The sequence below is a fragment of the Shewanella baltica genome (assembly GCF_900456975.1).
Taxonomy (GTDB): domain Bacteria; phylum Pseudomonadota; class Gammaproteobacteria; order Enterobacterales; family Shewanellaceae; genus Shewanella; species Shewanella baltica.
Genome location: NZ_UGYM01000002.1, coordinates 5,004,152 through 5,018,639 on the forward strand (window position 1 = coordinate 5,004,152; position 14,488 = coordinate 5,018,639).

At 47.8% G+C, this 14,488-nt stretch carries 14 protein-coding genes; 6 read left to right on the plus strand and 8 right to left on the minus strand.

What is annotated here, in order from left to right; translation table 11 throughout:
- Positions 1 to 25 precede the first annotated feature (25 nt).
- Entirely contained in the window at positions 26 to 589 is a 564-nt protein-coding gene (locus tag DYH48_RS22320; protein ID WP_011848198.1) for a lysophospholipid acyltransferase family protein, read from the minus strand.
- A gap of 392 nt (positions 590 to 981) precedes the next feature.
- Between DYH48_RS22320 and DYH48_RS22330 the strand changes: the two genes are divergently transcribed.
- Complete coding sequence (locus DYH48_RS22330) at positions 982 to 1,434, plus strand: YybH family protein (RefSeq protein WP_011848197.1); 453 nt, start codon at positions 982 to 984, stop codon at positions 1,432 to 1,434.
- Positions 1,435 to 1,507: 73 nt separating this feature from the next.
- On the opposite strand, the gene DYH48_RS22335 is transcribed toward DYH48_RS22330, so the two are convergent.
- Both DYH48_RS22335 and DYH48_RS22340 read right to left on the minus strand, forming a co-directional pair.
- Positions 1,508 to 2,311, minus strand: coding sequence for an NRDE family protein (locus DYH48_RS22335; protein ID WP_107403196.1), 804 nt, complete (start codon positions 2,309 to 2,311; stop codon positions 1,508 to 1,510).
- 61 nt (positions 2,312 to 2,372) lie between these two features.
- Entirely contained in the window at positions 2,373 to 4,031 is a 1,659-nt protein-coding gene (locus DYH48_RS22340; RefSeq protein WP_115335962.1) for a ZIP family metal transporter, read from the minus strand.
- 532 nt (positions 4,032 to 4,563) lie between these two features.
- On the opposite strand from DYH48_RS22340, the gene DYH48_RS22350 reads away from it, so the two are divergent.
- The gene (locus DYH48_RS22350; RefSeq protein ID WP_011848195.1) at positions 4,564 to 5,157 is read left to right on the plus strand and encodes a YhgN family NAAT transporter; all 594 of its coding nucleotides are present in this window, start codon (positions 4,564 to 4,566) and stop codon (positions 5,155 to 5,157) included.
- Positions 5,158 to 5,471: 314 nt separating this feature from the next.
- Positions 5,472 to 8,069, plus strand: coding sequence for an immune inhibitor A domain-containing protein (locus DYH48_RS22355; protein WP_115335963.1), 2,598 nt, complete (start codon positions 5,472 to 5,474; stop codon positions 8,067 to 8,069).
- Between the two features lie 95 nt (positions 8,070 to 8,164).
- Here the strand turns inward: DYH48_RS22355 and DYH48_RS22360 are convergent, their stop codons facing one another.
- Positions 8,165 to 8,728 (minus strand): chorismate--pyruvate lyase family protein, encoded by a 564-nt coding sequence (locus DYH48_RS22360; protein WP_006084902.1) that lies wholly within the window; start codon positions 8,726 to 8,728, stop codon positions 8,165 to 8,167.
- A 116-nt stretch (positions 8,729 to 8,844) separates the two neighbouring features.
- On the opposite strand from DYH48_RS22360, the gene DYH48_RS22365 reads away from it, so the two are divergent.
- Together DYH48_RS22365 and rlmF are read left to right on the plus strand one after the other, a co-directional pair.
- On the plus strand, positions 8,845 to 9,267 hold the full coding sequence (locus tag DYH48_RS22365; RefSeq protein ID WP_012586415.1) for a flagellar basal body-associated protein FliL: 423 nt from the start codon (positions 8,845 to 8,847) through the stop codon (positions 9,265 to 9,267).
- Between the two features lie 58 nt (positions 9,268 to 9,325).
- Complete coding sequence (rlmF, locus tag DYH48_RS22370; protein ID WP_115335964.1) at positions 9,326 to 10,417, plus strand: 23S rRNA (adenine(1618)-N(6))-methyltransferase RlmF; 1,092 nt, start codon at positions 9,326 to 9,328, stop codon at positions 10,415 to 10,417.
- Between the two features lie 74 nt (positions 10,418 to 10,491).
- Here rlmF and DYH48_RS22375 read toward each other — a convergent pair whose 3' ends face one another.
- The 4 genes from DYH48_RS22375 to moeA all read right to left on the minus strand — a co-directional run bounded on the left by DYH48_RS22375 (position 10,492) and on the right by moeA (position 13,551).
- A complete protein-coding gene (locus DYH48_RS22375) occupies positions 10,492 to 10,740 on the minus strand; it encodes a putative hemolysin (RefSeq protein ID WP_006084905.1) in 249 nt (82 codons plus the stop codon).
- Positions 10,741 to 10,757: 17 nt separating this feature from the next.
- Positions 10,758 to 11,420 carry a Bax inhibitor-1 family protein gene (locus tag DYH48_RS22380; RefSeq protein ID WP_115335965.1) on the minus strand — a complete coding sequence of 221 codons (663 nt, stop codon included), beginning with the start codon at positions 11,418 to 11,420 and terminating at the stop codon, positions 10,758 to 10,760.
- Between the two features lie 99 nt (positions 11,421 to 11,519).
- The gene (gene moeB, locus DYH48_RS22385; RefSeq protein ID WP_115335966.1) at positions 11,520 to 12,287 is read right to left on the minus strand and encodes a molybdopterin-synthase adenylyltransferase MoeB; all 768 of its coding nucleotides are present in this window, start codon (positions 12,285 to 12,287) and stop codon (positions 11,520 to 11,522) included.
- 10 nt (positions 12,288 to 12,297) lie between these two features.
- Positions 12,298 to 13,551: a molybdopterin molybdotransferase MoeA gene (gene moeA, locus DYH48_RS22390; protein ID WP_115335967.1), complete on the minus strand. Its 1,254-nt coding sequence runs from the start codon at positions 13,549 to 13,551 to the stop codon at positions 12,298 to 12,300.
- 349 nt (positions 13,552 to 13,900) lie between these two features.
- Here moeA and ftnA point away from each other — a divergent pair, with 349 nt between their 5' ends.
- Entirely contained in the window at positions 13,901 to 14,437 is a 537-nt protein-coding gene (gene ftnA / locus DYH48_RS22395) for a non-heme ferritin (protein ID WP_107946218.1), read from the plus strand.
- Positions 14,438 to 14,488: the final 51 nt, after the last annotated feature.

Sequence of the window (14,488 nt, forward strand, 5' to 3'; positions counted from 1 at the left end):
TGTGCCGCTCTAGATGGGGGAAATATTAATGCTTCGCGCTCGCCACAAAATCAGGGATCACCTTAGGATGGCGACCTTTAATGGTGCGATAAAAGCTTAAAATCTCGTGCATGTCGGTCGCGATATCACCACTGGGTTGCAGTGGCGTGCGGATAACGACAGTGCGGCGGCTAAAGTCTAAGCCAACGGGAGTGATAGGCACGTGAGCCTTGCAGGCAATATGGTAGAAGCCGCACTTCCAGCGTGTTACTGGGCTGCGAGTACCTTCGGGCGCCAACGCTAGCTTATAATCGGTTTTCGACTCAAACAGCTGCACAGCGGCATCGACCAAGTTGTTGTTTTTGCGTCTATCCACTGGGCTGCCGCCAATCGCGCGGAAGAACCATCCCCAAGGCGGGATAAAGAGTTGGTGTTTACCGAGAAAGTGAATTCGAGTGCCAAGCGCCCCACGAGCTAAGATACCCACGATGAAGTCCCAGTTACTGGTATGCGGCGCGACTATGATGATGTATTTAGCGCAGTCGGGCAGTTGGCCTTCTATCTGCCAGCCTGAAAGCTTAAGTAGCCAACGGCAAAGTGGTGTAAACATAGTTCGGTGCCCAGAGTCGAAAAATTAATAATATCATCAGCTTTTTTAGATTTTAAATTGGCTTAAGCAAGATAGTCTGTGCTGAATTCGCGATATACCCAAACAACCTCAAGATGCAGGATTCAGCGGGAATTGAACTCATTTTAGGCAAGGCGGCTATTTGCGGACCTAGTGGACTAAGTTAAAAATAGCCAACACGGCATAAAATGCGTTAAAACCCGCCGGGACGGAGCGCCTAGGGCACCCCACTTCATTGTTGCATCAATTCAAAAGGTGGTCGACATTCCTTCATTGAAGCGCCTTGAATTGGTGTACCCTAGACGCTCTGAAACTCGTATCTTGAGGTAGCTTGGGTATAATACAGTCTAACCTGATTGTGGGGGAACAATACTATGTTGAAAAATGGACTATTAAACAAGGTTAGCTGGCAGCGTGTTTTTGCGGCACTTTTACTCTTAGTGACTTGCCATGTGAGTGCGGTGCCGACGGATGAAATTACGCAGATGCTCAAAGGCCAAGAAGACGCCTGGAATCGCGGCGATCTCGATGCTTATATGCAAGGCTACTGGAAGAGCGGGCAACTGCGCTTTGTCTCTAACGGTAAGTTCCGTTTCGGTTGGGAGGATACGCTCGCTGCCTATAAGAAAAATTATCCCAATAAAGAAGCGCTTGGTGAGCTGAAGTTCACGATCAAAGAAATCAAAATGCTCAGCAATTACGCCGCTATGGTCGTTGGGCGCTGGGATTTACGGCGGATAAAAGATGCCCCAACGGGCGTGTTTACCCTGTTGATTGAGAAAATTGACGATCGTTGGGTGATCACTATGGATCACAGTTCGGACTAAGCTACTGCTTTAATTGAACAATAGCGCTGACCAAAGTGCGCCGTTTCAATACAAGGCTGCACAGTTGCTCAGTTTAGATTTGCGTTAGTAAACAGTCTGGCTTAGCGGGTGGTTCGGCGGGCAGGGTTAAATGGAAATCCTGCTGTCCGAGCTGTCTACCTTTGCCGTCGTATCTCACTTCGGTGAAATGCATGCCGCCCTCAGCATCTTCAAGCAGAATGCTGGTGGAGCGCGTGCCATAGTCGGGGTGACGAATATAAATCGCGGCTAAGCGCCGTTCCCACTCGATCCCCACTCCCGTGTTAGGTAATTCATTATCTTGTGGTTGGGAGTCGTCTTTCATCAGCTGTAACAGCGCTTGCACTTCTAGGTTGTCGGACTGATTGATCACGGCTTCTAGCGCTTGCTGTCCCTTCGCCATTTTCGGCCAAATATCATCGAGCGCCCCATTGCTAATGGCATGAAACCCATCGGCGAGTTTGACTGTGTCTTTATTGATACTGTTAAAACAATATAAGTCAGTACCTTGGCCGAAGACGAGGTTGAATGGCTGATAATTGTCACTGTGCTCAATGAGCCAATTCGGGCAAATGAGCGAGCCTGAACTTAGGGTCATAGTGATGAGTTCACCGCGGCTACGCATGGCTTCAGGATTCTTTTGCGGTACGCGCAGATTCGTCACTGCGGCGACTTGTCCCTGTTTATTCACCCCAAACCAAGTGCCGCCCGCCTGCAGATCTTTACCTGCGAGTATGTTTTCTTCCGGTGGCCAAAAGTGCGCTGGCGCGGTCGGTCTATGGTGAAACTCGTCACGGTTGGCACAGATGATTAAGGGATACTTAGGATGGGCATTAATGGCGACAAAGAGTATGCACATAACAGGCTAAATTAATCCAAAGGTAGATTAACTTAGCCTGTCTGCTCACAAATGAACAGTGTTAGTGGTGCGAGTGCTTATCTGCTTTTGCTTTATCGTGTGTATGTTCATCGGAATGATCATGGGCACTAGGCGTTTCAGCAGTGCTCTGCACAGATGTGTGTGAAGCGCTAGGTTCATGGCTATGTGCATGTTCGTGGCTGTGCGAATGACTATGCGCATGAGCTGCCGGTTTGCTCAGCATTAAGCGGCGTAGAAATTTACGTGGGCCTAAGCGCAGTAAGCTGGCGGCAAATAATCCCGACAGGATCAGCAGCGCGATTAAGTTCACCACTTCCGGTAAAGTGAACAGCGAGAACCACAGTGGTAGACGCAGTGCTGCGACTAAACTCAGCGCAATAATACTCAGTAATATTGCCCTTTGCGGCCATGTCATTAACTTAAGCTGCGCTATGTTAAGCACAGGTGCGGCAATCAGCGGCATCATAATTGCGATAGGGCTCCAGCCACTGTAGGCCAGTGCAAGAGCCAGCACCGCTGCGCCTAAGTTGCAGAAACGCATAGGTAAAAATACGAGTAACAGCACTATAACCTGCAGTAGCGGATTGCTTAATGGCACTGAAGGATGGCCGATTAAATTCACTAGTACTAGGCTGAGTAAAATCCACGGTGCGCTGCGATCGACTAAATGTGCAAAGCCGAAACGTAGGGAATTACTGGGTAATTTAGTATGCGGATCGGTAATAGTAACGTTAGCGTGGCTTAAATAAGCGCTAAGAATAAAAACCACAAGTAACTGGAATAACGCTAGCCAAGGACCGAGTAACAGGGCGGTGATGACGAGAGCTTCTGGCCCCGCTAAGCGTTGGAACCAGCGACGGGCTAAGCTGCTATCCTGCGGTGTCAGACCTAATTTAAAGCGCAGCGCCGCCGCACCATAGCTCAGCAGTAATATGGGCGCGAGTGTCAGTAGCCAAGTCATTAATTGTTCTGTGCTGTGATCATGGTGGGCATGTTCGTGGCCGCCAGAATCCATCAAGAGCAGCATCACGAGCAAGCCTATGCCGAGCAAACTGCCGATACCCGCTTGGTACTCGTATTTGCCTTGCTTGTCGGTATCGTGCTGACCGTGGGGTTGATGTAGCACCACATGCAAAATCGAACCGGTAACAAAGGCTTGTAAATAAACGGTATTTTCTAAACTGAGCTGAGTGATTAATTGCTCGCCTGCAAAGTAACCAACACCCGTAAGTAGCATCATAGCGACCAGCACTAAGCTAGCCCAGCGGGTGCCGACTTGAGGTTTGAGTAACCACCAAATGGCGAGGCCGACGGGGAGGCGATGCATAATGACCCCGAGGGCAAGTAAGATCGAACTGCCGTCTTGCTGCGCCAATACCATAGCGCCACCGTCGGTGATGGTGTGCAGTAGCAAGCCGCCAATCCCTAGGGATAAGGTGAGATTATGGGTGATTTCTGAATAACGGTGGAAAAGGCGTTCGCTAGCGGTCGGTCCCCAGATACCTAGGAATACAAAGACTACGGCTAGCAAACCGCCATGCTGCAGTAGCTCTGGCAAGATGTGGATCAGCACTAATCCGCCTAATGAGACGAATATAAAGCCATCGAGCCCCTTCTGTAATCCGCTGCCCGATGAAAAGTAGCGATAAAACAGTGGCCCAATTAAGAGTGCGATACAGCTAGCAAGAAGATAGAGCATGGATTCCACGGAAAATTTGCTGAAAAAACGCCATAGTATACCAGCTGTAAGGCAAAGTGAGCAGTGACTTGCTGGCAATTTACCAAACTGACATTTTGCGCTGGGGTTTTCGGGGGCGAATTTTATTCACTTTGACCATTTAGCGGAGAAATTTTCAGTTCAACATCGAGAAAAGGTACTATACCCAAGCTACCTGAAGATACGAGTTTCAGAGCGCCGAGGGTGCTTCAATTCAAGGCGCATCAATGACAGAATGTCGGCCACCTTTTGAATTGTTGCAACACGGAAGTGGAGCTCCCTAGGCGCTCCGTTCCGGCGGGTTGTAACGTACTTTATGCCGTGTTGGTTATTTTTAACTTAGCCCACTAGGTCCGCAAATAACCGCAATCGCCATGGATGGCGTGAATGCCATTTATGCAGGAGCAATTAAGGGCCTTGCCTAAAGTGCGTTACATTCCCGCTGAATCCTGCATCTTCAGGTTGTTTGGGTATATAATATGGGCTTATGTTGGCTTGGGTGTTGATACGTTAAATGGATATATTTTCTGCTGCGGTAATGTTGTTTTTGATCATGGACCCCCTGGGGAATTTGCCGATTTTTGCGTCGATTCTACGGCATATCGATCCCAAGAAACGTCGTAAGGTATTGATCCGCGAGTTACTCTTCGCCTTAGTGATTATGCTGTCTTTCCTTTATGCGGGTGAGGCTATCTTAAGTTTCTTAAATCTTCGCTCTGAATCTGTGAGTATCGCGGGCGGGATTATTCTGTTTCTTATCGCGATTAAAATGATTTTCCCCCAACCCGGCGGTGTCGTTGGATTAGCGGCGGGAGAAGAGCCTTTTATCGTGCCTATGGCCATTCCCTTGATGGCAGGTCCATCGATTCTTGCCGCTTTGATTCTACTGGCGCATACCGATAGCTCACGTATGGGCGATTGGACCATAGCATTAGTCTCTGCTTGGGGGGCAAGCGCAGTGATCTTAATGTTTTATAAACTCTTCACCCGTGTGTTGGGTGAAAAAGGCCTCACTGCGGTTGAGCGTTTGATGGGCATGGTATTGGTCATGATCTCAGTACAAATGTTCCTCGACGGTATTTCAAATTATCTAAAAACCGCCGGCTAAATTTATCTCGCTCGCCCAAAACGAAACCGCATTAACGCTGTTAATGCGGTTTTTTTATGGCTGGGATTTGGCTGGAATACCCTCAGCACAGAGGTTTGCTGAATAAACGCTGACAAAAGTGTAAATCTTTCTGGTGAAGCAATGTATCAAGTTGTTACTGGTGTGTGGTGCTGCTAATGTCGAAAACTCCATCTGTATCTTGAGATGGGGCAACCCTGAGTAGATGACTCATAAAGGCAAATTTGTCTTAATACAAAGAGACACTAGTCTTAATAAATAGAATGGCGTTGGCTGTTACAGTAAGGATGTTAAAAATGCGAAGTGCAAAAGGCGTGACAGCGTTTGGACTGATGTTGGCATTGATTAGCGGCGCGAGTATTGCGGCTCCGAATCATACGCCTGCTGATGCGGGTGTGATTAATAAAGATCGAATTTTATATTGGTTGATTAAGCGTGGCGAAGTGGCCGCCGATGCCAGTGATAGCGTCAAGCAGGAAGCGATAGAAGCGTATATTCATCGTGCCACCTTGACTCAACCTAAGGCGCCGCGCATCGAAGTTGAAGCCGAGCATGCGCGTCTGCAAAGAGCGAAGTCATCGCAAATGATGCGCTCACCCGCACAGCGTTTGCTGGTTGATGCGGATGTAAAAAAAACCGTTAAAGTACTCACTGTATTAGTGGATTTCCCTGATTTAAAACATGATAACAATGGCTTAAGTGCGGGCGATACAGCCATGTATTACCCAAGTTATCCTGCGTCCCACTACAAGGCATTACTCTTTTCGACGACAGGCTTTAACGGTCCACAGGGGCAGACGTTAGATTCGGGCTATCAATATTATCAAGCGGTTTCAGGGCAAACCTTTTCCTTTACTGGGGATGTAAAGGGTTGGTATACCGCCTCACAAAATGCCGAATACTATGGTGCTAATGATCCAGATACTCGTAGTGATTCACAGGTCGAACAATTGGTAAAAGAAGCCGTATCTCAAGCCGTCGCGAATATGTCTCCTGCAGAGTTGGCTAGCTATGATGTTGAAGACCAAAATGACTTGAACAACAACGGTAATTACAACGAGCCCGATGGCATTATCGACCATGTGATGATTTTCCACTCTAGCATAGGTGAAGAAGCCGGTGGTGGAGCTTTAGGCGCGAGTGCAATTTGGTCGCATCGATTTTTTGTTGACCAAGCAACCAATGGCTATGCGCTTCCTGGTACGGATAAAAAAGTATTCGGTTATACCATTCAGCCTATCGATGCGGCCACGGGTGTGTGTACCCACGAATTTGGCCATGATTTAGGTCTGCCAGATGAATACGATACCACTGAAAATGATAATAAAGACGGCTCGCCTGTAGGGTTATGGTCTTTGATGTCTGGTGGAAGTTGGGCTGGTGCTATCGCTGGTGCCCAGCCGAGTGGCTTTAGTCCCTATGCGCGCTCTTACCTACAGGAAAGATATAAAGGTAAGTGGTTGAATGAACGTGAAATCAGTTTAGATAGTATTCCAAAATCTGGCATGGATGTGACCTTGAATGAGGCGGTTAATCATCAGGCGGTTAACCAGATATCCATTCCACTTCCTCCAACGCCAATCCCCTTTAAAGCACCTTATCAGGGCAGTTATCAGTATTATTCTGGTCAAGGGGATATGCTGAATAACAGCATGAATTTCAATGTTACTTTGCCCGCAGTCACGACAGATAAACTGATCCTGAGTATGAAAGCCAGTTGGAGTATTGAGCGTGACTATGACTACATGCAAGTGAAAGTGGATGGTGAGGCTATTGCGGGTAATCACACTAAGTTTAACAATGGGGTAAATAGCGCTCGCCATATCATTACAGGCGAGTCGTCTGCGATTGCTCAGGCGGAGGGCAATGATGCTTGGGTAACGTTAGAGTATGATTTATCTGCCTATTCAGGGAAAACGATTGCGGTCGAGATCAATTATGTCACCGATGACTATACCGGAGGGTCAGGTATCACTCTCGATAACATCAGCGTTAAACAAAATACCACTGAGTTCTATAGTGATAACGCCGAAGTTGCGGATAAAGTGACGTTCTATGGTTATAGTCGGATTAAGGACTCACGTCCTGGGCCAGCATCTCGCTATCTTATCCAACTGCGTAGCCATAACGGTGTCGATGCTGGCTTAAACGTGGCAAGTTTTGATCCTGGTGTATTAGTCTGGTTAGAAGATTTTGGTTACAGTGACAATAATGTCTCGGATCATGCGGGCCATGGCTTGATTGGCGTGATTGATGCTGACCAAAACCTGATTGGCACTCGCTCTACCGAGGTACAAATCCGCGATGCAGCCTTTAGCACAGTAAAACAAACCTTCTATGCTGGTGACAATAATCGCGATGCTGTCAGCCTGTTTGATGACAGTCTAGATTACAGTGCGCCGCTACAACCCCAGTCAGGTATGGTATTGCAGCAGTTAGGTTTGACGATGCAGGTACTATCGCAAGCCAGTAATAACAGCACAGCGGTTATTCGGTTAGCAAATGCAAATTCTGATGCTGTAGCGCCGTTAAAAGTCAGTTTTACTAATACAGCCAATCAATTAGTTGTAAACTTCACCAGTAATGTCAATGGTGGTGCGGGAGCATTAACCTACGCTTGGGATTTTGGTGATGGCACCACAAGTGCAGCGGCTTCGCCAACCCATACCTACGCAAGCGCAGGCTCTTATACTGTGACGCTTACAGTAACAGATGCGCAAAATACTAAAGATATTAGTAGTCTGACAGTGACCGTTACTGCACCAGTTACGCCGCCAGTCACACCTCCGGTGACTCCGCCGGCGAATGAGAGTTCTGGCGGTGGTAGTCTAGGTTGGTTGAGCCTTGCTTTCCTTAGCTTATTGACTTGGCGTCGCCAGTTAAATATTCGCTAAGTTAATCGCGTGATAGCAGAACAAAAATGCCTCTAATTTAGAGGCATTTTTATTTGTCATCAGTCATTAAAGCAAGCTTTGGCTAAAACTCGGATTCACAACTGACGGATGGCTTGCTCGGCCGCAGGCAGAAAGATTTCACTGACGATCATTTCGTGTTCACCGTGATGAAAATAGCGGCGGCGTCCCCAGAGTTCATGTTCGACACTCTGATCTAAACTTTCGGCTAAATGCGCGAGGCGGCTACAGGTCTCAAAACTGGCGACTTCAATTCTGCCAGGGATAAAATGATCTTGGCTAAACAGCAGTTCACCTAAGGGGCGGGTGCCCAGACCAAGGAAATCCGCTTGGCGCTCGGCCATTAACTTTTCGGGGATCAAAGTTCTGGCAAATACCCAAGGGATTGAGTCGAGGCAAAGTAACACTTCGCGGATCCATACTGAGCCTTGCTGGGGATATTCGCCATCTAAGGGCGCATGCAGTCCTTCGCCAAGGACTTTGACTTCAAATTGAGTGCAGCAAGTTTTGAGTTTTTGCGTTAGGCTGCCAGTGGCAAGTAACCATTCTTTCAAGGGCGATTTGGGGAGTTTGTTGGCGCTTTCGGCACAAAACCACTGAATAGATTCACCATAGGGGAAGCTTAAGCTAGTCACATTCATTAAATACTCGTTACAATATAGGCAAACGTCGGCAGTCTAGCATGTCGCGACGCGAGCAGATAGATTGGGAAGTTTCTTCCATTACCATTATTGTTTTTAGGGAGCCGTAAGCCGCTATGAAAAAATTACTCTCAGTCTGTCTGATCCTGTTTACCAGTGTTTTCAGTGTTTATGCGGCCGATGAAAAAGAAGCGGCACCTGCAGCGACGCCTACGGGTGAGTACGCCTACTATGGTTTTGAGCCTGAAATCGTCACTAACTACATTTCTAACCGTAAGAAATTAGGTTTTGTGAAGATCAGCGTCGAGTTAATGGTTAAGAGCCCAGATGATTTGGTCACCGTTGAGCGTCACGATCCGCTATTACGCGCCGCGATTGTTGAAGTGTTAGGTAATCAATCGGAAGAAAAGATTAAGTCACTCACTGGCCGTGAAGAAATCCGTCGTGAGTGCTTTGATATGGTCAATAATCTGCTCACTAAAGAAGCGGGCAAGGCCTTGATTGTAAACTTACTCTTTACCTCTTATCTGTACGATTAATTCATTGTCTTATTCTATGGGCTGACTTATTTCGGCCCATTGTGTTACAAGAGCTGCTATGTCAAAACCTGCCGTGAAATCCGTTCCATCAGCGACTGCGAAAACCGCAAGCCGTGCAGCGAACCCCCGCCAAAAAGCACCCAAGCAGGCTAAACCTGAAGGTAAAGGCAGAGCAAAGCCAGTCAAAGACAGAGCCAGAACTGAAATCAAAAAAGCCCTGCATCCGCGTAATGCCCACTTGAATGGCTATGATTTTCCGGCGCTAATCAGTGCATTTCCTCAGCTGAAAACCTTTGTGCGGCCCACGCCCTATGGCGCGCTATCGATAGATTTTGCCGACCCGCTGGCAGTTAAAACCCTCAATGCGGCGTTACTCAAACATCACTATGGAATTGGAGCTTGGGATATTCCGCAGGGTGCACTTTGTCCTCCTATTCCCGGTCGCGTCGATTATGTGCATTACGTGGCAGATCTGTTAGCCGAAGGCGATAAGTCATGTGCCATAAGTAAGGCGAGGGTATTAGATATTGGCACTGGCGCGAACGGCATTTATCCCATATTGGGCTGCCAAGTGTACGGCTGGCAATTTGTTGCCTCGGATATCAGTGCCCATTCACTCACCAATGTGCAGAGTATTATCGAGCAAAACCCTGCGCTGCAAGGGCGGATAAGCTTACGATTACAACCGGATGACAAGGCGGTCTTCAAGGGAATTGTTCAGCCCGAAGAACGTTTTGAGTTAACCCTGTGTAATCCTCCATTTCATGCCTCTATGGCCGAAGCGAGCGAAGGTACAAAGCGTAAGGTGAATAATCTACAGCTTAATCGGGGGAGCTCAGTAAAGGCCGCACCTAAGCTGAATTTCGGTGGTCAAGCGGCAGAGCTTTGGTGCCAAGGTGGAGAGCGACAGTTCTTGGCGACCATGATCCGCGAGAGTCAGATGTTTGCAGACCAATGCCTGTGGTTCACTAGCCTAGTGTCGAAGCAAGAAAATCTGAAACCTTGTTATCAAGCCTTAGCACAGTTGAACGTCGATACAGTGAAGACGATTGAAATGCAGCAAGGCAATAAAATTACGCGGGTCTTAGCGTGGAGCTTTCAGTCGGCCGCTAAACGCAAAATCTGGCGCGCTGAACACTTAGCCAATTAAGATTTTCAGTTTACTCAATAACAAAACAGGCGCCATTATTGGCGCCTGTTTTTTAAAGGTAAAAAGAACCACTGTTACTGCGGCTTTTCTTCCTGATGATCGCGGCGGAATAACGCCCATTCTTCCATGGCTTCACCGTTTGGCAAGGTACAGATGCCATGCTCACCTTCGGCGGTTTTCTCTATTGCCAAGCTGCCTCCGACAGAGATGCAATACTCAGAGGCGGGATTGGCAATCTTAACTTGCGCAGCAGGTATTTCAGCTTCGCCGCAACCCACGAGTGCTAGCAGTAAAGTAGCGGCAAGCGGTAATAGGACTTTCATAGACACTCCTTGGTGACTTATTTACGCCCTAGAATCCGCAGAATGCGTAGGAATAAGTTGATGATATCCATATACAAAGCGGCTGCGCTATCGATGGCATTATCTATGGTTTTCGGAATTTGATTCGCCCGTCCCCAGTCGTAACCTATATATCCGCAGAAAATCAGCACCACTATCCAATCTAAAATGCCGTGGTGAGTATTAAAGATAAACACTTCAATCAGCTCGACGACGATAACCAGCAACAAAGCAATCGTGAGTGCACCGGCAATTTTCTGGAAAAAGGCGGGGAAGAGTGTACCTAAACACATCATGGCAATGGTCACTAGGCCAGTAATGCGAATGGCTTCTGTCACTAACTCAGGGTCGTATTGACTGACTACCATATTGATAATTAAGCCGAAGGGGACGACTACAAAGTTGTAGCCAATAAAGCTGACCACGGGATTGCTCGATTTTTGAAACAGATAAATCCCGAAAAAACAGGAGGCAAAATAGCCGATAAAGAAAATCCAAGGATTCACGCTGGCAATCGCTTCTGGGTCGATATTGGTGACCATCCAATAGTTAACCGCAAAACCCCAAATCAGCGTGAGGCCGATAACGAGGTTGTACATACCTGCGCCAACGATGGGATCGTCTGTGGTCATACGATCAAATACACTGTTTTCCGAATCCATATGTTTTCCTTGTGATTTCCTTATGTTAACTGGTCGTTCAGCATCACCAGCGTTGGGCTAAGTTAAGGCAAGTAAAGCCGTTTTTCAAGCGAGAATATCTTAAGCCTGAGTACCACAGACACTGCAGTTGCTGTGTTTCGGTAGTTTCATCTCACGAAACTCCATCGTCATCGCATCGATCATCAAAATGCGGCCCGCTAAGGTTTTACCCATACCAGTGATCACCTTGATGGCTTCAACCGCCTGCAAGCAACCTATCATGCCGACGACAGGGGCTAGGATGCCCGACTCGACGCAGCTGAGTTGTTGCTCGCCAAATAGGGCGCTAAAGCAATGATAACAAGGTGTTTCGCTGTAATAATCGAACACTGTGACCATGCCTTCCATGCGAATTGCCGCAGCGGACACTAAGGGCACTTTATGCTTAAAGCAGCTGAGATTGAGTTGTTCGCGCACACTGACATTATCGGTGCAGTCGAGCACTAGATTGTGATTGGCGACAAGGGCGTCAATCTCATGATCATCTAATACTGCATTGATAATGTTGATCTTAATAAAGGGATTGAGCTGACTCAGGCTCTGTTTGGCCGATTCGACTTTTGGCTGGCCGACATTGGCATCTTGATGCAGCACTTGGCGCTGCAGGTTAGAAAATTCAACGTGATCAAAATCGACCAAGGTCAGCTCGCCAATCCCTGCAACTGTGAGGTATTGACTAGCGGCGCAGCCTAATCCGCCTGCACCTATCATCAACACTTTCGCTTGTTTTAGGTGTTCTTGGCCGTCGATATCCATGGCTTTGATGGAGATCTGACGGCTGTATCTTAAGAGTTCGCTGTCGCTGAGAATATCGTCAGGCACATTCATTGAGATTTTCCTAGCAGAGCACGCTGTTAAAGGGCTCGACCGTCACTTGGGTGCCTGCGGGTGTATCCCCTTGGAATTGTTCCAATAAAACGAAACAGTTCGCTAGGCTCATTGAAGTCAACATGCCAGAACCTTGGCTACCAGTAATGGCAACCTCGAGTTTACCTTGTGCATTACGGCTTAAAATGCCCCGTTGATATTCGACGCGGCCCGGTTGTTTACGCACAGGTGTTGTCAGAGTGGCGTCTAACATCAAAGGTGCAACTGGGGTTAAACCCTGCATCTTGTTCAGTATTGGCCAAACGAGTTTGTAAAACGTCACCATAGAAGACACGGGATTCCCCGGTAAACCACAGAATACCGCCTTGCCAATTTTGCCCATGGCGAAAGGCTTGCCTGGTTTGATGGCGAGTTTCCAGAAGGTGATTTTGCCTTCTTCATCGAGAATTTGTTTCGTGAAATCTGCTTCGCCGACCGACACGCCGCCCGAGGTCAGCACCATGTCGGCTTGGCTGGCGGCTTGGCGAAATGCCTGACGTATGGCTTCAGGATCATCGGCAATCACGCCTAAATCGAGCCATTCAACATTAGCGCGGCTGAGTAAACCTTGAATCGAGTAACGGTTTGAATCGTAAATTTGCCCTGGCGCGAGTTCGCTGCCAACCGGACGCAGTTCGTCACCCGTGGAGAAAAACGCCACCTTAAGTTGACGATAGACTCGTACTTGGCTGATACCAATAGTGGCTAACACGCCGAGCTCGGCGGCGCCAATTGCAATACCAGCAGTAAGTACTTTAGTGCCTTGGGTCAGCTCTTCGCCACGGCAACGCACATTGGCACCTTGCGCCTTAGGATGGCGAATATGAATAATCTCACCTTCAACTTTGGCTTCTTCCTGCATTTGTACTGTGTCATAACCCGCAGGCACGGGCGCGCCCGTCATGATCCGTATGCAAGTATTAGGTTTGGCTTCACCTTCAAAACCATGGCCGGCGAACGAAGTGCCGATAAGGCGCAATGAGGTGTGATTGGTTTGCGTATTCAAGTCGACAAAACGGAAGGCGTAACCGTCCATGGAGGAGTTGTCGAAGGGGGGCTGGTCGATGCAGGAAGCGAGATCTTCGGCAAGGACGCGGCCAAGGGCATGGGGAAGCAATACGACTTTGGTGTCTGACACTGGGCTAACTTGTTCGAGCAAAAGGGGAATAGCTTGATCTGGATGCATTAAGCTAGGTTGCGAACAAGGATCGGCTTTTACGGACATGAGGGTCTGCCTTATATGCAATGGGTCGTGATGACGCTGAATGAATTTCCACCTGACTATGATTGGCTATTATGCCACGGTGATCGGCGATGGCTATGATTTGCATGTGAGTTTCTGTGATAGGCCAGTCAGTTTTTCCTGCCACTTTGGATGATACCCTAGCAAGAAGTAACGCAATTTGCGCAGCTAAGTCGAAGGCTGAACGCGAGTCGCTGGACAAATGAAAATCATTTTTATCAATGAATCATTAACTTAGCTAAAAATCTAAAGGTAAATTTTGTTGCTTTTGTCGACCCCCTTGATGACAATGTGCCCCATGATTCAGTTCGAATGCAAAAGAGGATTTACTATGCTGTCAGCCACTATGATCGAAAAGTTGAATGAACAAATTAATATGGAGTTCTTCTCCTCAAATTTATACCTGCAAATGAGCGCATGGTGTGAAGATCAGGGATTTGAAGGTGCAGCTAAGTTTATGCGTGAGCACGCGGACGAAGAGATGGGCCATATGCGTCGTCTGTTCACTTATGTGAGTGAAACCGGTGGCTTACCTTTGTTAGGGGCTATCGAAGCGCCACAGTCACAGTTTGATTCGCTGCTGGCTCTGTTCGAACTCACCTATGAACATGAGCAGTTGATTACCAGTCAGATCAATGCCTTGGCCCATGCTGCCTTTTCGAATCAAGACTATTCAACCTTCAACTTCCTGCAATGGTATGTGGCCGAGCAGCACGAAGAAGAAAAGCTGTTTAAGTCGATTGTCGATAAGATACGTTTAGTGGGTGAAGATGGTAAGGCGCTGTTCTTTATTGATAAAGATTTAGCTAAGTTAGCCTCTAAGGGCGGCGAAAGCATAATGAACGGTCAAGGCCAACCACAGGCTTAAGTCCGTTTTATTTGCCACAAAAAAGCAGCCTAGGCTGCTTTTTTGCTATTT

Coding starts and splice junctions, on each gene's coding strand:
- DYH48_RS22320 (WP_011848198.1), bottom strand. CDS start 589: ATGTTTACACCACTTTGCCGTTGGCTACTTAAGCTTTCAGGCTGGCAG.
- DYH48_RS22330 (WP_011848197.1), top strand. CDS start 982: ATGTTGAAAAATGGACTATTAAACAAGGTTAGCTGGCAGCGTGTTTTT.
- DYH48_RS22335 (WP_107403196.1), bottom strand. CDS start 2,311: ATGTGCATACTCTTTGTCGCCATTAATGCCCATCCTAAGTATCCCTTA.
- DYH48_RS22340 (WP_115335962.1), bottom strand. CDS start 4,031: ATGCTCTATCTTCTTGCTAGCTGTATCGCACTCTTAATTGGGCCACTG.
- DYH48_RS22350 (WP_011848195.1), top strand. CDS start 4,564: ATGGATATATTTTCTGCTGCGGTAATGTTGTTTTTGATCATGGACCCC.
- DYH48_RS22355 (WP_115335963.1), top strand. CDS start 5,472: ATGCGAAGTGCAAAAGGCGTGACAGCGTTTGGACTGATGTTGGCATTG.
- DYH48_RS22360 (WP_006084902.1), bottom strand. CDS start 8,728: ATGAATGTGACTAGCTTAAGCTTCCCCTATGGTGAATCTATTCAGTGG.
- DYH48_RS22365 (WP_012586415.1), top strand. CDS start 8,845: ATGAAAAAATTACTCTCAGTCTGTCTGATCCTGTTTACCAGTGTTTTC.
- rlmF (WP_115335964.1), top strand. CDS start 9,326: ATGTCAAAACCTGCCGTGAAATCCGTTCCATCAGCGACTGCGAAAACC.
- DYH48_RS22375 (WP_006084905.1), bottom strand. CDS start 10,740: ATGAAAGTCCTATTACCGCTTGCCGCTACTTTACTGCTAGCACTCGTG.
- DYH48_RS22380 (WP_115335965.1), bottom strand. CDS start 11,420: ATGGATTCGGAAAACAGTGTATTTGATCGTATGACCACAGACGATCCC.
- moeB (WP_115335966.1), bottom strand. CDS start 12,287: ATGAATGTGCCTGACGATATTCTCAGCGACAGCGAACTCTTAAGATAC.
- moeA (WP_115335967.1), bottom strand. CDS start 13,551: ATGTCCGTAAAAGCCGATCCTTGTTCGCAACCTAGCTTAATGCATCCA.
- ftnA (WP_107946218.1), top strand. CDS start 13,901: ATGCTGTCAGCCACTATGATCGAAAAGTTGAATGAACAAATTAATATG.